The 20,332-nt window shown below is 34.6% G+C and carries 12 protein-coding genes and 1 riboswitch; all 12 genes read right to left on the bottom strand.

Annotation, left to right across the window (positions count from 1 at the left end; all coding sequences use genetic code 11):
* Positions 1–3,817: GA-like domain-containing protein (locus J5E45_RS06595; RefSeq protein ID WP_208181881.1), on the bottom strand; the 3,817-nt coding region annotated here is incomplete at its 3' end.
* Positions 3,818–4,002: 185 nt separating this feature from the next.
* Positions 4,003–4,986: a choloylglycine hydrolase family protein gene (locus tag J5E45_RS06590; RefSeq protein WP_039069722.1), complete on the bottom strand. Its 984-nt coding sequence runs from the start codon at positions 4,984–4,986 to the stop codon at positions 4,003–4,005.
* A gap of 385 nt (positions 4,987–5,371) precedes the next feature.
* Entirely contained in the window at positions 5,372–5,908 is a 537-nt protein-coding gene (gene nrdG / locus J5E45_RS06585; RefSeq protein ID WP_039069723.1) for an anaerobic ribonucleoside-triphosphate reductase activating protein, read from the bottom strand.
* Positions 5,905–7,755 (bottom strand): anaerobic ribonucleoside-triphosphate reductase, encoded by a 1,851-nt coding sequence (nrdD, locus tag J5E45_RS06580; RefSeq protein WP_101094205.1) that lies wholly within the window; start codon positions 7,753–7,755, stop codon positions 5,905–5,907. The genes nrdG and nrdD overlap by 4 nt, the downstream gene beginning before the upstream one ends.
* 229 nt (positions 7,756–7,984) lie before the next feature.
* On the bottom strand, positions 7,985–8,983 hold the full coding sequence (locus J5E45_RS06575; protein WP_039069727.1) for a ThiF family adenylyltransferase: 999 nt from the start codon (positions 8,981–8,983) through the stop codon (positions 7,985–7,987).
* Entirely contained in the window at positions 8,983–9,750 is a 768-nt protein-coding gene (locus J5E45_RS06570) for a thiazole synthase (RefSeq protein WP_011304054.1), read from the bottom strand. The genes J5E45_RS06575 and J5E45_RS06570 overlap by 1 nt, the downstream gene beginning before the upstream one ends.
* Position 9,751: 1 nt before the next feature.
* The gene (gene thiS, locus J5E45_RS06565) at positions 9,752–9,952 is read right to left on the bottom strand and encodes a sulfur carrier protein ThiS (RefSeq protein ID WP_011304055.1); all 201 of its coding nucleotides are present in this window, start codon (positions 9,950–9,952) and stop codon (positions 9,752–9,754) included.
* On the bottom strand, positions 9,942–11,054 hold the full coding sequence (locus J5E45_RS06560; protein ID WP_208181883.1) for an NAD(P)/FAD-dependent oxidoreductase: 1,113 nt from the start codon (positions 11,052–11,054) through the stop codon (positions 9,942–9,944). Before J5E45_RS06560 ends, thiS begins: the two co-directional genes overlap by 11 nt.
* Positions 11,047–11,640 (bottom strand): thiamine phosphate synthase, encoded by a 594-nt coding sequence (locus J5E45_RS06555; RefSeq protein ID WP_338061905.1) that lies wholly within the window; start codon positions 11,638–11,640, stop codon positions 11,047–11,049. The genes J5E45_RS06560 and J5E45_RS06555 overlap by 8 nt, the downstream gene beginning before the upstream one ends.
* Positions 11,641–11,699: 59 nt before the next feature.
* Positions 11,700–11,809: riboswitch (TPP riboswitch) on the bottom strand.
* A 136-nt stretch (positions 11,810–11,945) separates the two neighbouring features.
* Positions 11,946–13,433: a xylulokinase gene (gene xylB / locus J5E45_RS06550; RefSeq protein WP_208181873.1), complete on the bottom strand. Its 1,488-nt coding sequence runs from the start codon at positions 13,431–13,433 to the stop codon at positions 11,946–11,948.
* 101 nt (positions 13,434–13,534) lie between these two features.
* Positions 13,535–14,458 carry an AEC family transporter gene (locus J5E45_RS06545; RefSeq protein WP_101050539.1) on the bottom strand — a complete coding sequence of 308 codons (924 nt, stop codon included), beginning with the start codon at positions 14,456–14,458 and terminating at the stop codon, positions 13,535–13,537.
* Between the two features lie 739 nt (positions 14,459–15,197).
* Positions 15,198–20,332, bottom strand: a 5,135-nt coding sequence (locus J5E45_RS06540; protein ID WP_208181871.1) for an LPXTG cell wall anchor domain-containing protein, incomplete at its 5' end; no start/stop codon positions are given.

The raw sequence follows: 20,332 nt of genomic DNA, 5'->3' as shown, positions 1-20,332 counted from the left end.
CTTCGATGAGTTGTTCTAATTCGGCTTTTTCTTCTGGATTTACTAAGCTATCCGATGTGATTTCAGTTAACTTGTTATCTGCTGCTTTCTTAGCTTCTTCCACTGCTTCAATTGCTTCTTCTGCCTCTGATAATTGTTCAGTGTCTAAAACTCCATTACTATCTCGATCATTTACTTTTGGTGCTGTCACTGAGTCAATTTGTTCTAAGCGACTTTGTAGTGTATCTTTGCCTGTCGTACCGTTTGGTACACTGCTCAATTTCGTCGAAGCATCTGCCTTAGCTGTTTCTAATGCATCGATGAGTTGTTCTAACTTAGCTTTCTCCTCTGGGTTTACTAATCCATCAGATGTGATTTCTGCTAACTTATCGTCTGCAACTTGCTTAGCTTCTTCCACTGCTTCAATTGCTTGTTCCGCCTCAGACAGTTGGTCTGTGTCTAACACGCCATTACTATCTCTATCATTTACTTTTGGTGCTGTTACTGAGTCAATTTGATCTAGGCGTGTTTGTAGTGAATCTTTGCCTGTTACACCATCTGGTACATTGTTTAATTTCGTCAAAGCTTCTACTTTAGCTGTTTCTAACGTTTCGATGAGTTGTTCTAATTCGGCTTTTTCTTCTGGATTTACTAATCCATCAGATGTGATTTCAGACAACTTATTATCTGCAGCTTGTTTAGCTTGCTCTACTGCTTCAATTGCTTGTACTGCCTCAGATAATTGTTCAGTGTCTAAAACACCGTTACTATCTCGATCATTCACTTCTGGCGCTGTCACTGAGCCAATTTCATCTAAACGTGTTTGTAACCCATCTTTTCCTGGTGTACCGTTTGGTACACTACTCAATTTCGTCGAAGCATCTGCCTTAGCTGTTTCTAACGCTCCGATAAGTTGATCTAACTCAGCTTTTTCACTTGGATTTACTAAGTTATCAGACGTAATCTCAGACAACTTGTTAGCTGCTGCTTTTTTAGCTTCTTCCACTGCTTCAATTGCTTGTGCTGCCTCTGATAACTGTTCTGTATCTTTAACCCCATTACTATCTCGGTCATTTACTTCCGGTGTTGTCACTGAACCAATTTGGTTTAAGCGTGTTTGTAAATCCGCTTTGCCCGGTGTCCCATTAGGCACACTATTTAACTTCTCTAATGCAGTTGATTTAGCTGTTTCTAATACTTGATTTAGCCTATCTATTTCTGCCTTTTCATTTGGATTAACTAAGTTGTCATTAGTCACTTCCGCTACCTTTTGAGCCACATTTCGTCTGGCTTGTTCTGCTGCTTGGATGGCCTGTTCCGCTTGTAGTAATTGTTCCGTATCCAAGACTCCGTTACTATCTCTATCATTTACTTCTGGTGAAGTTACTGTGACAATTCGACCTAAGCGTGTTTGTAACTCACCTTTACCTGTCATACTATTTGGTACGTTGTTGATTTTCTCTGCAGCTGTGCTTTTAGCTATCTGTAAATCATTATTTAATTTATCTACTAGGGCTTTTTCACTTGGTGTAATTAACCTATCTTTTGTTACTTCTTCCAGTTTTTGATTTACATCACGTTTAGCTTGTTCTGCTGCTTGGACAGCTTGACTGGCTTGTGACAGTTGTTCTGTATCAAGAACTCCATTACTATCTACATCATTTACTTCTGGTAATGTCACTGTGTCAATTTTCTCTAATTTTTTCTGAAGTTTAATTTTATCTTTAATACCATTTGGTAAGTTATTTACTTTTTCACTAGCTGTAATCTTAGCCACTTTTAGTGCTTTATTTAAGCGGTTTATTTCGTTCTTCTCGTTTGGATTTATCAAACCATCTCTTGTTACTTCTACCAGCTTTTGGTCTACAGTTTGTTTTGCTTGTTCAGCCTTTTGAACAGCTTGGGCCGCTTCTGATAATTGAATATCATCTGCTACACCATTACTATCTAAAGCATTTACTTCAGGTGAAGTTACTGCGCTGATTTGGTCTAGCCTACCTTGTAACTGATTTTTACCTGCTGTGCCACTTAACACGCTATTTAATTTAGTTATAGCTATTTGTTTTGCTTTTTCTAGGGCGCTGTTTGCTTCATCTACTTTTCGCTTCTCTGCAGGACTTACAGCTCCATCTGCTAATACTTTTGACAATTGTTGCTCAGCATATTGTTTTGCTTGTTCCGCTGTTTGTATTGCTTCTTCAGCCTTTTTTTTCTTAGATTTAGTTAAAGCTTTATTAATCCTTGTAGCTACATCATCGATATCAACAGACTGGTTTGTTATATTCACGCCTCTAAACACATTAGGGTCTATTGTATCACTAAGTATATAACCAAATAGTTTATCTTTCTTAACATCTATATAATGGTTAGCATCAAACGATATATAGAATTTAACTGTACCACCAGACCCGCCACCAGTATTTGGGTTACCGTTAGAACCACTATGAGGACGTGTATATGAATAGTAGCCTAAATGGTCTTGTTCTAACATCACTCTTTGTCTACCTTCATATTCAGCAAAAACTTTTTTGATTTTTTTATTTAAACTTTCATTTGGTCTTATAGCATAATTTTCAAACCGGTATGTACCTCTACCTTTTTCTTTTGATAAAACCATAGTCGCAATGAGCACATCACCATCGTCATAAAAAATATCATCTTGAACTATACCAAAATGATTTTTTGTCACGTCAGATTGGTTCGTAAATGTATAAACAGCGCGATAATCATCATTATCTCTGTTCAAAGTCAGGTCTTTCATTTTATACAATAATTGATTGATATTATTGGCTTGGTATACGTTAATCTTTTTATTAGTAGCTATTCCATAATTACCGTTAAAAATAGCATCGTAAGAAAATTTATTGTTTTTAAGTATGGTTTGCCTAATGATATTTCTTAAAAATAACTTTCTTTCTTCTTCAGTTAACTCATTTCTATTTTTTTCAACCTCTCTTATAGCTGTTGTAATAAAATCACCTGCTTGTACAGAGGTGTAATTCAACTTAGGATTGTAGCCTATTTTTCGTATATTGTTAAAGTGTAATAATCTATCCAAACTCCTTGCCATTCGAGTTTTAGGTCTTCTTATTTCTTTTTGTTTTATTTCATTGTTTAAATCAACTACATTTAAATTATTATTTTGATTATTATCACTATTACTTTCTATTTTTTGTGAAACTACATTTACTTTGTTTTGTTTCTCATCAACATAACGCTTCTCTTCTATGTTGTTATCTATAATTTGAGTGATTTTTTTATCTTTCTCTTCTTTAAAAGATTGTTCGCCTACTAAAGCTGTAGAATTATTATTATCCAAATTTACTTGAGATGATGAATCAGATGATTCACCATTTTTATTATTTTGTTCATTTATTTTATTTTCGCTATTCTTTGTTTGTTCTTTTTCAAAATTATTATTTTTTATATCATCTACTTTATCAATATTTGAAATTTCATTTTGCTTTTGTTCATTTTCTTCTTTTTCTTTATTATTACTAATATTTTGTTCAACTTCTTGTGGTTGTTGATTTATTTCTTCATTTTTCGGTGATTTTTGTGGCACAACCTCGGAATCATTTTCTACAAATTGCTCTTCTTCCTGACTCTTTTCTACTACCTTCTCTATATCAGATTTACTTGTTTTCGATCTATCTTGCGTCGCAATGTCATTATATAATTCGGTTGTTTCTTTATCGTTTACCATATGTGCTTCTGCTTCACTATTCTGATTGATAAATAGTATTGATCCTAATAGCACTGAGGCTGTTCCAATAGTAAATTTTCGAATAGAGTACCTGTTGTTTCTTCTAGCAATATATTCTGCGAGTGCTCTCATGACTGTCTACTTCTCCTTTGTTGAAATTATAAATACCATTTATAATTATATTTTTTTGTATAAGGAGTAGTAGTAGCTTTATATATTGAGTAAAAAAGTGTTTCTTCATAGTAAAATTTTTAACTGTAACGAAAAAAAGCGCCTTTCAATTTAAGCGAAAGGCGTTCAACCATTTATAACATTTGTTAGTTCAAGGAGTTTGTTATTAAACCTGAAACTGGTTCAAATATCGTTAAATCTTTTTTATTTAATAAAGTCTCAGTGAGTTGTAATTCTGTAACCTGATTTGAGTCGTACCATTTAATATACATTGTGCGAGTCGTTAAATTTAGTACTGTTTGATACAAAGTATAATGTAATGCCGCTTCTTCGTCACGAACTGCACCTTTGGGTATACTTATAATTTCTAAAAGCTTAAATGCATTGAGTATATCTTCTTCTGCATTACTTGTTTCTTCTAAATTATTTTTTAAGTAGGCCATACGCACGAAACGTTCTGCTGAAGTGTATCCACCAGGTAATCCGTATGTTCCACCTTCATTTCCCAGAGTTGGAAAAGTAGTATTCATGATTTTGCTTGCTTGAGGTCGTTGCGGTGTAATATTAATATAATTCCTTAAATTTTCATAATGCCAATTCAAATCTGGGTTGTTAGTTAAGACTCCGACTGGATTTTCATTTACTATCATACTGCCATCTTTAAAAGTAAGCTCAATCGTTCTACCTGAATCATCAGTAATATGATAATGCAGTGGAGGAACTTCAGCTATATCATTAAGCGTATGTGCGACAACATTGACTGCTTTAGCATTTTCTATTAAATCTTCTATATTTTTATTATAGCCTAGCACCCATGTAATCACTTCACTTTGAGCAATGTTCATATACCCCTCTCGTACATCTGCGGCATAGGTTGCATATCCTCTAAAATACTGTATTGAAGCTCCGAGGCCATGTTCATTGACGCCGTCTGCAAATAAGAAACCTTCCATATCACTACCAGAACCAACAAAACCATATTTGGTTTTACCTTTATAAGCTACACGAGACTCCCAATAAAAATTACGGGGTTGTACAGCAGGATTGCCTTTTAATTGATATACAAAATCCATTGTACGCCCTAATATTACTTGGCTACTTTTCGATAAATATGAAAAACCAGTGCACATGATTGATTCGCTCCTTTTCCATCTTCACTATGTCAAAAATTAATTTATATTTTTTATCAATATTTATTTTAGTTAATTATGTTCTATATTAATAGTATTTCGCTTGTGATATACATGTACTTATTAAAAAGCTAATGTCTTTAACAAGCTTTTACCATATAACGACCTATATAAAAAAGAAAATAGAGACAGGACAGAAATCATCTTTAAAAAAGTGATTGTGTTGCCCTATCCCTATAAAAATTACTATTAATGAAAATTCGACTTATCTTTACTCTAATGCTACTTTAATGGCTGATATTCTCGCTATGGTAATAATAGTTTATTTAGTTAATATCATAATCTTGATTGAGCCTTTACTTACTTTGAACTTGTTACGACATTTTTATGTTAATTGTAATTCTCGTACATGCATTTGTGATAAAGATGTTTTTACGTCAATTACTCGCTGATTTAAAGAACCTTTATAAGGAAGATTAGGTTGGTATAAATGGTTAATAAAAGGACCATCGACAAGCACGTCAATATAATTAAGTAATTCATTTCTTTCCCCGTTATCTTCCATTAAGTATTCAAATAAAAAACCTGTCCAAACCCACAATGTCTTTGAATGACCAAATCTCTCCCTAAATGCTTGAGCGCACTTTAATGTTATGTCCAAATTACAAAATGGCTCTCCACCTAGGATACTTAATCCAGAAATATAATCAGGTTCACAGTTTTTTAATATTTCTTCCAAGATTAAATCGTCAAACTTTTCACCGTATCTAAAATTTTGCGCTACTTTGTTATAACAATTTACACAGGCAAATGGGCACCCTGAGACATATAAACTGCACCTGACACCTTCTCCATCAACAAAACTTTGTGACTCAATTTTGGCAATGTAACCTTGTCCTCTTTTAATATCTAATATTGTCATATTGCTTGGTCTTTCAAGTGTTTCACTCGCGCACACATTTCTTTATGTCGTCCTTCAATCGTAGGTCGTTGAACAGGATTACCAAGATAGCCACATGTACGTTTTACTACATCAACTGTAGTAGGATCATCATTACCACATTCAGGACATTGATAGCCCGTTGCTGTCGTTTTAAAATCACCTCTAAAATCACATTCTCTACAATGATCAATCGGGATATTCGTACCTAAATAACTGACCTTATCGTATGAATAGTCCCATACCGCTTCCAACGCTTTTAAATTATGATTTAACTTCGGATATTCACAGTAATGGATATAACCACCACTTGCATAAAACGGATATTCTTTTTCAAAATCAATTTTCTCAAATGGCGTAATATCTTTTCTCACATCATAATGAAATGAATTTTGGTAATATCCCTTGTCAGTGATGTGTGGTATTTCACCATATTTTTCCCTATCAAGCCTACAAAAACGATCAGTTAGAGACTCACTTGGTGTACTATAAATGCTGAACCAAATATCATATTGTTCAGTCCATTTCAATTGGTAAACTTTCATCGCTTTTAATATATCTAGCGTAAATTTTTTAGCTATGGATTGCGTTTCCCAATTAGGACCATAAAATAATGTAGCTGCTTCATACAAACCTATATATCCCATGGATAATGTAGCTCGTTTGCCTTTTAACAACGTCGTAATATCTTCTTCATCAGTTAATCGATGTTTAAACGCACCATTTTTATATAAAATAGGCGCATTATCAGGTGTTACTTCAGAAATGCGTTGAATTCGATATACTAGCGCATCATGCATTACTGTCATTCGTTCATGGAATATCTTCCAAAACATTTCAATGTCACCATTAGATTCAATTGCCATTCTAGGTACATTTAGTGTCACAACACCTAGATTACATCTTCCATTATTCTCAAATTCTCCATCTTCGTTCTTCCATGCTGGTAAAAATGAACGACAGCCCATTGGAGCTTTAAAATCACCTAATATTTCTACCGTTTTATCATAATTTAAAATATCAGGATACATTCTTTTCGTAGAACATTCTAATGCCAATTGTTTTATGTCATAATTTGGATCTTTTGAACTAAAATTCACGCCTTTTTTAATTGAAAATACAAGTTTTGGAAAAATGGCAGTAATACGATCTTTGCCCAAACCTTTGATTCTAGTGTTAAGAATTGCTTGTTGAATTTTACGGCTATATGTATCTGTTCCTAAGCCAAAGCCTAATGTTACGAATGGTGTTTGACCATTAGATGTATACAATGTGTTGATTTCATATTCCAAACTTTCTATTGCATCGCCAATATCTTGTGAAACTTGATAATCAACGTAAGTTTCTATGTCTTGTGGTTGTACAAATTTGTTAGCCAATTCACGATGCTTAGCTTCATTATATTGAACGTAATGGCTCAGTAATTCATCAACCCGATCGATTGTACACCCTCCGTATTGGCTACTAGAAACATTGGCAATAATTTGTACGAGTTGGGCAGAAGCTGTTTGAATTGATTTAGGTGAAGTGACTGCTGCATTACCAATTTGAAAACCATTTTTGAGCATACTTTCTGCATCTATTAAACAACAATTAGTAAGTGGTTGAAATGGATGATAATCTAAATCATGAAAATGTATATCCCCTTCTTTATGAGCTGTTGCAACATGTTCTGGTAATAAGTAATTTAGCGCATATGATTTAGATACTACTCCTGCTGTTAAATCTCTCATCGTTGAAAATGTGGCGCTATCCTTATTGGCGTTTTCATTTATTACTGTAGGATCTTTGGTTATTAAATTCTTTAAATCTTGTTCGAGTTTATTCATTTTATCCCCTCATTTCTATATATTGTATCTACTTTTAATCTATAACACAATATATAGTGTTTCAATGAGTGGGTTAGCCGTTCACAAATTCGTAAAATCATTTTGAAGTTTTTGTGAACTTTGATTGCGTTTTCAAAATATATATATTAACAAACTAATAACACGCAAAACACTGCTAAACAATAGCTCATCAATCTATTGTTTAGTCAGTGTTTAAATTATTTTATATTCAACTCAAACTCTTTCCAATTTCTCTATAAAGCTTCTCAGCTTCCCCTTCGTTTTCAACTCCATAGACATGCATTCTTCCGTCTTTGAACAGTGTAATTTCATAAGGCTGATAGGACAATAGTTTCACAAAATTATTAGCTTTTTTTACCGTAACAGGTAAATAATCAGTATGGTTAAAAATATCGGCATTAAAGCGTAATAAGAACATGTCTCCACATTGTTTCTCTATCTTGTTGTCGTATTTATCGTTTAACAATGCATACTCATGTTTCTTACAAACATTACAATCACTTTGTTTTAAAGCACTAATATCCATCGACTTATATTGCATATTAAAACAATCTATAGTTATAAGTTTCTTTGAAAATGCTTCGCCAGAGACCCATCTCATTAGCTCGGAAACTTGCATACTAGCTACTTGATAAATCACTGGTGGCAGCACACCATTTATTGCACAACTTTCACCAGTACTTGGCATTGTTTCAAGTAGACATTTCAAACATGGGCCTTGATCATCGATACCATAAACAGTACCTTTACTACCAACTGCAGCACCGTAAATCCAAGGTATATTTTGCTTGTTACAAGATTCATTAATTAAATATCTTATTTTAAAATGATCCATACCATCTATAACAATATCCGGATGATATGTCGATAATAGATTTTCAATATTTAAATTTGTTATTTCACGATCAATTGCTGTTACTTGTACGTTACTATTTATTTGATTCAACTTATGCTTTAATGCTTCAACTTTAGGTAACATCTTTTCTGCATCCAACTCATCATATAACGCTTGTCTATGTAAATTGGATAATTCAACAATATCCATATCTATTACAGTAAGTGAGCCTACCCCCATCCTTACTAACATTTCTGCGCTGTGACTACCAAGTGCACCTGCACCCATAATCATGACGTGAGTTTTTTGAAGTTGGCTTTGACCGTACTCACCAAACTGATGATATCTTACTTGTCGATTGTAGCGCTCTATCATAAGAACCCAATTCCTTCAGTTGGACTCGATGCTTGTGCTGTATACTTCACAGGTATTCTTCCTGCTTCATAACTCAATCTTCCGGCACTAATCCCTTTATTCATTGCTTCTGCCATTTTCACAGGATCCGCTGCACTTGATATTGCCGTATTAAGTAAAATACCATCAGCACCTAATTCCATCGCATGACAAGCATCCTTAGGTGAGCCAATACCTGCATCTACGATTACTGGTACATTGACACGTTCAATAATATAGCGCAAATTTAATGGATTATTGATTCCTCTCCCCGTACCAATAGGAGAGGCAAGTGGCATAATTGCATGAACGCCTAACTCTTCTAAGCGTTTCGCTAAGACAACATCATTAGATATATATGGACAGACTGTGTAACCTTTTTCCAGTAACACTTTGCATGCTTCATATGTTTCTAATGGGTCTGGCAGTAATGTTTCGTCATCACCAATGACTTCTACCTTAATCATGTCACAAACACCTGCATGATTAGCAATTTCTGCTATACGAACTGCTTCTTTAGCTGTCTTAGCTCCAGCTGTATTTGGAAATGTGATGAATTTCGATAAATCAACTTTTGCTAATGGATTTGGTAAATCTTTGTCATATAAATTCATGCGTCTCACTGCAAAAGTTAATACTTCTGTTTCTGCTGCTGCAATAGCCTGAGTTTGTATCTCTTCATTATCAAATTTTCCTGTACCTAATAATAATCTTGAATTTAATGTAAAGTTGCCTATTTTAAACATATTAACCGCCTCCTACAAATTCTAATAATTCTAAGTTATCTTCATCATTGACTATGCGAGATGTAAATTGTTCTCGCTTAATTAATGTTTCATTATGCTCTACAATAATACGTGTTTCATCCAGTCCCAATGATTGAATTATTTCTTGTATATTAATTGGTTGTTCAAAGTTAAATACGTCACCATTAATCTTACATTTCATTTCGTTCACCTCTCCTAATCTGAAAATCATACAATTGTTTTGGCCTATGCCCACTGATAATCCATTGACTCATCAACTCACCTATTAAAGGCGAAAGTAAAATTCCATTGCGATAATGGCCAGCAATGACAAATAAGTCTTTATCCACTTCATCCATAATAGGCTGTTCGTTTTGACAATAAGGCCGTATACCTGACCATTGGTTTATGATTTTTCCATTTTTCAAATCTGGTATATAGTGCAAAGCTTGTGATTTAAGCCATGATTTACCAGAATTAGACACCCCAACTGAATAATCATTAAAGTAACTTGTTGCACCGATTAAATATCTATTTTTTAATTTTGGAATGACGTAACAACCATTAGTCAGAAACATGGTAATATTCAAGTTTAAATCAGGTTGTTCTACCAATAGTGCTTCTCCTTTTACCCCAATAACCGCTTCACAAGGTAAATATTGCTGTAAAAGTTTTCCTGTCCAAGCGCCTCCTGTGACAATTAACTTTTCAGTATAATAAGATCCATTTCGTGTTTCCACACGGTACCCATCTTTTATGGATTCAATATGGGTTACAGTTGTTTGGTATATTCTATCTATATGTCTATTTGATAATGACTTCAACAACCCTTTAGTATAGCGGTTTGCATTGATTTGATTATCTTCAGGCATATAAATACCATTTGTATGTTTTGAAGTTATAGCACCGTTGGACATGTGTTGAACATCAGTAGGACTAAGACGTTCTACAGATGCAAAATGTTGTCTTAAAAATTGATATTGCTGTTCAATCTTTTTATTATCATAATGGTTCGTAGCCAATTTTATTAATCCACTATTTAAATACTCAATATCCACGCCAACCTCTTCCAACAAACTATCTCTTAGAGGTTTGAACATCTTTTGAGAAGTTGTTGCCAAACTAAACAAAGCACTATTTTTAGTGAATTCATTTTGCGCGCCTAACATCCCACCTGCTTTATAAGATGCATGCTTACCTGCTTCATCTCTATCTATCACAGCTATATTCGCAAAAGACTGACTTAACCCACGTGCGATTGACATGCCCATGACTCCCGATCCAATAATAATGACATCATACATGTCCATCCCACACTTCCTTCATGTTTATAAGTTTTTCTTTCGAATATTGATTAAAAATAGAAATACCGGCTATTCCTGAAAATCCATTAGGTAAAGAAGATAAAGTATGTTGATTAATACCTCCAATTGCAATAATCGGAATATCAATTTGTAGCGCTTCTTCAACCTCCGACTTTGCTCTAGGTGTTTGCTGAGGTTTAGATGACGTCTCGAATACGTGTCCAAATAATACAAAATCTAGCCCTAAATATTTAGCGTTAGCAATAGCATCTTTATGGTGCGTAGACATACTCACTTGTATATCGGGATAACTAGCTTGTACCTCCTCAATATAAGGGTCATTTTCCCTAAAATGAATTGACGACAAGTCACATTGTATGATTACGTTGATATCGCTATGAATAATAATCTTATCCTTAGGAAACTCATTTTTTATTAATTCATGAACCCACTGAATGACTTCTTCAGTATTCATTGGCACTCTTATTAATAAGTAATCGATAACGCCTTCGATTTCACAGTAATGCTTAATATGTGATTTAGACAAATCTTGATATGGTGTAATAGCAATAAACAATATTTTCACCCCAAATAAAAAAACGTTACTTTTCCTGGTGGAAAAATAACGTTGTATGATTACATTTATCATAGAAAACGCCACTTTCCTACGCCAGTGCGAACTGGATCAGGTTCTAGGAATCCCTCAGTTATTACTTCGGTCTCAGCCTTTATCAAAGGCACTTCCAGTGGTTTCTATCTATTAAATTTTCGTTTCATAATGTTTTAGTGATTACTTACAATCTAACTTATAATCATTTACTTTTCAAGTCTCACTTCAACTTTGACAACATGTATCCTAAAGTCAGCTGGCTTAATCGTGCATAATCACGCTTATAGAGATAACTCTAACAACCGTGCTGTTATCGGTCGTGTCTGACGATAGACTTCTTGATATATTTCAAAGTATTTAGCATAGCGTTCATGATGCGCTTCATTCGGCAGAAAAGTTCTATCATAGACGATAAATTGATCAACTACATCTGCTAGGCTTTCATACCAACTCAAACCGACAATAGCTAGCATTGCCGCCCCCATACAAGGCCCTTCTTCATATTTCAATTTACTGACTTTTGCATTAAATATATCTGCTTGCAATTGTAACCAAAAATCATTTTTTGCACCGCCACCGATTGATGTAATATGCGTTATGTCCTTCCCTTGTTCACGTAAATGTACCAAAGTTTCATATAATGAATAAGTAATACCTTCAATTACTGATCTCGCTATGTCTGCATTTGTATGTAAAGTGCTTAGCCCTATAAAGCTACCTCTAATTTGCGAATCACCATGTGGTGTACGTTCACCTGATAGGTATGGGGCAAATAACAAGCCTTCACTACCAATTGTAGAGTTACTTGCTAAGCTTAAAATTTGGTTAAAAGTTAAACCGGGAAACACATGTTTTTTTAACCAATTCAAACTATCTCCAGCAGCAAGCGTCACGCCCATTACATATGATTTATCTTCTACAACATGATTGAAATAGTGCAAATTATGACGATACGTCTTTCCTTCACCTGATTCACAAGTTAATAACGTACCAGAAGTACCAATACTGCATAATGTATCGTTGGATTTGATAACACCTGCACCAAGTGCACCACATGCATTATCGCCACCACCAGCAAAAACAGCTACCTCACCTGTTAATCCTAATGATTTAGCTAGGCTGCTTTCTACATATCCAATAAAATCTCCAGATGATACAAGTGAGGGATAAATGTCGTGAATGCGAAATTGTGAGCCGGTTGTCTTTGACCAACTTTTTTGTTTTGGGTCCAATAATAATGTGCTCGAAGCATCTGAATATTCCATATTTATTTTACCAGTTAGCTTAAACCTCACGTAATCTTTAGGTAATAGGAACGTTGCTATCTTGTTCCAATTATTAGGTTCATTATCTTTTATCCAAAGCAATTTCGTTAATGTAAAACCTTCTAATACTGGGTTTGATAATATATAATCACCAAATTGTTGTTCGATTGTTGTGCATTGATGGGTCGAACGAGTATCATTCCATAAAATTGCATTTCGAAGCGGTTTATTAGTACTATCTAATACCACTAAACTATGCATTTGACCAGATAACGATAAGCCTCTAATATAAATGTCGCTTAACGCGCTAGCACTTAATATTTGTCTAATACATGACTTGGTTGCCTCAAACCATTCGTCTGGTTGTTGCTCATTGCACCCAGATTGAAGTTGTATTATATCAAGTCCTTCACTAACTTTAGCTAGCACTTCTCCTTCTTTACTTACGGCTATAACTTTAACTGAACTTGTACCTATATCTATGCCTAACACTGCTTCATTCAATATCATCGATTCCTTTTGTTAGATTTTAAATATTCAACAACTGTATCATATTGAAATGCCTTATAAATTTCCAATAATATGATATTATAATGAATCACGATTTAGAATAATATTTTCGAAAAATAAATAACGATTACTACTGTGATCGCACTCAGTAATGTTGATAAAAAGACTAATTCCGCCGCAAGTTCAGGATGATTATCATATTCCTGTGCAATGACTGAACTATTAACTGATGTCGGCATAGCTGAAGTAATAAATAACGCTTGTGCTATGATACCTTCAAGCCCCATTAGTTTGATAATGCCTAGAGCTATCATCGGTCCAACAATTAATCGCACAAATATAAACACATATGAACTTGACCACTTAAAACTAAATTTAATATTAGCAATTTGTGCGCCTAATAATATTAATGCAATTGCTATCATTGCATCCGCAATATAGTTTGCCGGCGTCCATATAAATTTAGGTATACCGACATTACCATAATTCAAAATAATGGCGAATACCAAAGCATATAAAACAGGCATTTTAAAGTAACCTAATAATGCTTTAAGCTTCCCAATATGCACGGCTTGTATTGAAAATATACCATATGAAAAAGTAAATATATTTTGTAAAGAAAGCACAATGACTTGAACAGACATCGCCAAAGGGTCACCTTTAAATACTAAATCATTTACTGGGACACCATAATTGCCTGAATTAAAAAATAATACGCTATTCGTTAATGTCGTAGCTTCCCCCTTATCTTTTGTGCCAAAATGAGATAATAGCTTACCAATTCCATAAAGAATGATTATGTATATAATAAAGAATAATACGATATACAATAATAACTTGATTTCAAAATTCGTCTTATAGAATTTCACAAATATGAATCCAGGCACAAATATGTATATGTTTAACTTCGCCAATGTTTTCAAGTCTAATGTGAATTTTTTCTGCAATATATATCCTATTAAAATCATAATGAAAATAGGCAATAATACAGTTTCTAATATAACTAACATTTCGTGCATTGTAAATTTGCCCCCTTTGTCTAATTCCTGTAATTTTTTATACTTATGAAATTATAAGAAATTTACATAAGCCCCCTTAAAAATCAATAATGCTTATTGCATGTTAAAACTATCAATACGATTTATACTATGAAATTCTGTACATACCAAACACTAGTAATGTATGTTTCACGTTAAACGACGTTGTCTTGGCATTGGCTAATCAAATTTTACTTATTAATTTATAGTAATAACCTTATTTTTTCTTGCCTTTTTTCTTATTGTTTTTCTTTTCTTCTAAAATTGACATTACTATAAAACCTACAAGTAATATGGGCGTAAGAACTGCAACCATTATTAACATTTATTTCACCTCATTATTTGATATTTTGAAAAATAAATTTTAAGAATAGATAACAAATCAAATAGTATTCTTAATTATTAATTTACACCTTTTAAACATCTTCCTCAATAAAACAATTTAGTTTAATCCATATGTTTTATTTAAGGAACATTAAAAATACAAGCGTAAGGTTATAGAAAAATGTTTCTTTACAAGTGAAGATGATTTACATAATTTGAAATACATTTATATGAACTGCTATCTTACTGACTTAACCTTGAATCTATAAAGCGATGGCACTTTGCAACTCCTCCATTCTCAATATGTATAAATAAGGAAACCCAGGATATTAATATATCCTGGGTCTGTAAAACAATTTCGAATAACTTAATTTACTATAATAGACCTTGTTAAGTATTACTTAGTCTCATTTGTATTTTCTTTTTTACGACTTCTCCAAATCATTAGTGAACCTAGAGAAGCTAATAAAGTTCCAAATAGCGTCGTATTTTGAGTAGTTTCTTCACCAGTATTAGGTAAAACTTTAGAATCAACTTCTTTAGTTTTCTTAGTATCATAAACTTTACTTGGTGATAAAACTTTAGCATTATTATCTTTAACGCGCTTAGTATTATTACTATTAACACTAACGCTATTAGTATTGATAGTATGACTATTTGCAGTAGTAATATGAGTATGTTTCGATTCATTTGATGTATCATCTTTACTATTTAATGATTTTTGAGAATCATTATTCAAATCGGATAACTTCTGCAATATATCTTTAACTTTAGTTTCATCATCTTTACCTTGCGTATTATGTGAACTAGATGACTGACTATTTTGGTTATTCATGCTAATAGATGGAATTATAATATCCTCTAATTTATTCAGACGGCTTTGCAATACCTCTTTAACATTATCTGATAAAGCATTAACTAATTTTTGGGCTTCTACTTTCTTACTTTTTGCTGTTGATATTAAGTTCTCCAAGTTCGCTTTTTCTACTGCTGTAATCAAACCATCCTGTTGATATTCAGATAATTTTGTTTTAGCTACTTGATACGCTACTTCTGCTTCAGTTACTTTACTTTCTGCTTGGGCTTTTGCTTGATCTACTTCATCTGCGATGCCATTGCCATCAGTGTCGTTTACTGCCGGGACTTGTATGCCTGTAAGATTATTTAGGCGTGTTGGTAAATCACCTTTCACTGCATCTGGTAATTTATTTACTAAATCTTGCGCTTCTACTTTCTTGTTTTGAGCTGTTGTTGACAAGTTTTCTAAGTCTGTTTTTTCTGATGCCGTAATTACTCCATCTTGTTGATACTCTGCTAATTTTGTTTTCGCTGCTTGATCTGCTGCTTCGGCCTCTGCTACTTTACTTTCGGCTTGGGACTTAGCTTGATCTACTTCATCTGCGATACCATTGCCATCGGCATCATTCACTTCTGGTATTTGGATACCTGTTAAATTATCTAGACGTTCTGGTAAGTCGCCTTTCAACGCATCTGGTAATTTATTTACTAAGTCTTGCGCTGTTGCTTTTGTATTTTGCGCTGTTGTTGACAATTTATTTAATTCCGCTACTTCTGTTGGGGTGATCACACCATCTTGTTGATACTCTGCTAATTTTGTTTTTGCTGCTTGATCTGCTGCTTCGGCTTCTGCTACTTTACTTTCGGCTTGGGACTTAGCTTGATCTACTTCATCTGCGATACCATTGCCATCGGCATCATTCACTTCTGGTACTTGTATGCCTGTTAAATTATTTAGACGGGCTGGTAAGTCGCCTTTCACTGCGTCTGGTAATTTATTTACTAAATCTTGGGCTTCTGCTTTCTTACTTTGTGCTGTTGACTGTAAATTTTCTAAGTCCGTTTTCTCTGTTGATGTGATTAATCCATCTTGTTGGTACTCTGTTAATTTTGTTTTCGCTGCTTGGTCCGTTGCTTCGGCCTCTGCTACTTTACTTTCGGCTTGGGCCTTAGCTTGATCTACGTCATCTGCGATGCCGTTGCCATCGGCATCGTTCACTGCTGGGACTTGTATTCCTGTTAATTTGTTCAAACGCGTTGGTAAATCTCCTTTCCACACGTCTGGTAATGCATCTACAAAATCTTGTGCTTCTGCTTTAGTATTTTGTGCTATTTTTGCCAAATTATCTAATTCTGCTTTTTCTGTTGGTGTTATCAATCCATTTTGTTGATATTCTGAAAGCTTATCTTTTACTGCTTGGTCTAGATATTCTGCTTGAGCAACTCTACTTTCAGCCTGTACTTTCTCTGGCTCTGAATTATCCATTATACCGTTATCATTGAAATCATTTATTTCTGGTACTTGAATATCTAATAAGTTGTTTAATCTATTTTGTAAGTCACCTTTCATTGCGTCCGGAAGCTTAACTACTAATTCTTGTGCTTTTGCTTTGATATTTTGTGCTTCTGTAACTAACTTATCTAATTCTGCTTTTTCTGTAGGCGAAATCAAATCATCTTGTTGATATTCTAACAGTTTATTTTTCGCAATTTGGTGCGCAGCTTCTGCTTCTTGTATTTTTATTTCTGCAAGCGCTATTGCTTGGTCTACATCATCTGCTATACCATTATTATTCTTATCATTTATTTCTGGTATTGATATATTTTCTAATTTATTTAATCTGTTTAAGAATTCCCCTTGTTGTTCCTTAGGTAATCCCTCCACTAAAGCAAATGCACGTACTTTTCTACTAAATACTTCATGAGTTAAGTTAATCATGTCATTTTTCTCCCACTGATTAATTAATCCATCTCGTGTATACTCAGTTAACTTGGATGTCGCATTTTGATGTGCAACTTCTGCTTCTTGTACTTTTATTTCTATCAATGCTTTTAATTGATTTATATCGTCTTTCTTACCATCATTATCAGCGTCATTTACTTTTGGTATTTCAATACCTGTTAAATTATTCAAACGTAATGGTAGATTACCTTTAAATTCATTTGGTAATGCATCTACAAGACCTTGTGCTTCTGTTTTGGACTTTTGAGCTTTTGTCAGTAAGTTTATCAGTTCTCTTTTCTCATTCGTTGAAATTAACCCATCTTTTTGATATTCCCCTAGTTTAGCTTTAACAGCTTTGTCTGTTTCTTCTGCATTTATCACACTTTTTTCTGCATTCAATATTAATCGATCAGTTTCATCGTTGATGCCATTTCCGTTGTAATCATTTATATTCGGTAATTGTATATCTTTTAATTGACTTAAGCGTTCTGGTAAATCCGCTTTCAACATATCTGGTAATGTATCTACTAATTCTTGCGCTTTTGCTTTCTTACTTTGCGCTGTTGCCCGTAAGTTTTCTAATTCTACTAATTCTGTTGGGGTAATCAGACTATCTTCTTGGTACTCTGCTAGCTTATCTTTTACTATTGCGCTTGCTTGCTCTGCATCAATCACTTTACTTTCTGCTAAGTCTTTTCTATCGTCTATATCATCTTTAAAACCATTACCATCATAGTCATTTACCTCTGGTATTTGGATACCTGTTAAATTATCTAGACGTTCTGGTAAGTCGTCTTTCAACGCATCTGGTAATGCATCCACTAATCCTTGGGCTTCTGCTTTCTTACTTTGTGCTGTTACCTGTAAATTATCTAAGTCCGTTTTCTCTGTTGGAGTAATCAGACCATCTTCTTGATACTCTGCTAATTTTGTTTTCGCTGCTTGATATGCTGCTTCGGCTTCTGCTACTTTACTTTCGGCTTGGGACTTAGCTTGATCTACTTCATCTGCGATGCCATTGCCATCGGCATCATTTACCTCTGGTATTTGGATACCTGTTAAATTATCTACACGTGCTGGTAAGTCGCCTTTCAACGCATCTGGTAATGCATCCACTAATCCTTGCGCTTCTGCTTTTGTATTTTGCGCTGTTGTTGATAATTTATTTAATTCCGTTACTTCTGTTGGGGTGATCAGACCATCTTGTTGGTACTCTGCTAATTTTGTTTTCGCTGCTTGGTCCGCTGCTTCGGCCTCTGCTACTTTACTTTCGGCTTGGGGCTTAGCTTGATCTACGTCGTCTGCGATGCCATTGCCATCGGCATCATTTACTTCTGGTATTTGAATACCTGTAAGATTATTTAGACGTGTTGGTAAGTCACCTTTCAACGCATCTGGTAATTTATTTACTAAATCTTGCGCTTCTGCTTTTGTATTTTGCGCTGTTGACTGTAAATTCTCTAAGTCCGTTTTCTCTGTTGATGTGATTAATCCATCTTGTTGGTACTCTGCTAATTTTGTTTTCGCTGCTTGGTCCGCTGCTTCGGCCTCTGCTACTTTACTTTCGGCTTGGGACTTAGCTTGATCTACGTCATCTGCGATACCATTGCCATCGGCATCATTTACCTCTGGTATTTGGATACCTGTAAGATTATTTAGACGTGTTGGCAAGTCGCCTTTCAACGCATCTGGTAATGCATCCACTAATCCTTGCGCTTCTGCTTTTGTATTTTGCGCTGTTGACTGTAAATTTTCTAAGTCCGTTTTCTCTGTTGGGGTAATCAGACCATCTTGTTGATACTCTGCTAATTTTGTTTTCGCTGCTTGATCCGCTGCTTCGGCTTCTGCTACTTTACTTTCGGCTTGGGCCTTAGCTTGATCTACGTCGTCTGCGATGCCATTGCCATCGGCATCATTTACTTCTGGTATTTGGATACCTGTAAGATTATTTAAACGTGTTGGTAAGTCACCTTTCAACGCATCTGGTAATTTATTTACTAAATCTTGCGCTTCTGCTTTTGTATTTTGCGCTGTTGCCAACAAGTTTTCTAAGTCCGTTTTCTCTGTTGATGTAATTAATCCATCTTGTTGGTACTCTGTTAATTTTGTTTTCGCTGCTTGATCTGCTGCTTCGGCCTCTGCTACTTTACTTTCGGCTTGGGCCTTAGCTTGATCTACTTCATCTGCGATACCATTGCCATCGGCATCATTCACTTCTGGTACTTGTATGCCTGTTAAATTATTTAGACGGGCTGGTAAGTCGCCTTTCACTGCGTCTGGTAATTTATTTACTAAATCTTGGGCTTCTGCTTTCTTACTTTGTGCTGTTGACTGTAAATTTTCTAAGTCCGTTTTCTCTGTTGATGTGATTAATCCATCTTGTTGGTACTCTGCTAATTTTGTTTTCGCTGCTTGATCTGCTGCTTCGGCTTCTGCTACTTTGTTTTCTGCTTGGGACTTAGCTTGATCTACTTCATCTGCGATACCATTGCCATCGGCATCATTTACTTCTGGTATTTGGATACCTGTAAGATTATTTAGACGTGTTGGTAAGTCACCTTTCAACGCATCTGGTAATGCATCCACTAATCCTTGGGCTTCTGCTTTCTTACTTTGTGCTGTTGCCTGTAAATTTTCTAAGTCTGCTACTTCTGTTGGGGTGATCAAATCATCTTGTTGATACTCTGCTAATTTTGTTTTCGCTGCTTGATCTGCTGCTTCGGCTTCTGCTACTTTACTTTCGGCTTGGGACTTAGCTTGATCTACGTCATCTGCGATACCATTGCCAT

Origin of the sequence: Staphylococcus shinii, from assembly GCF_017583065.1 — a bacterium.
Taxonomy (GTDB): domain Bacteria; phylum Bacillota; class Bacilli; order Staphylococcales; family Staphylococcaceae; genus Staphylococcus; species Staphylococcus shinii.
Note: the sequence above shows the minus strand (reverse complement) of the source record. Positions and strands in the feature narration are given on the sequence as shown.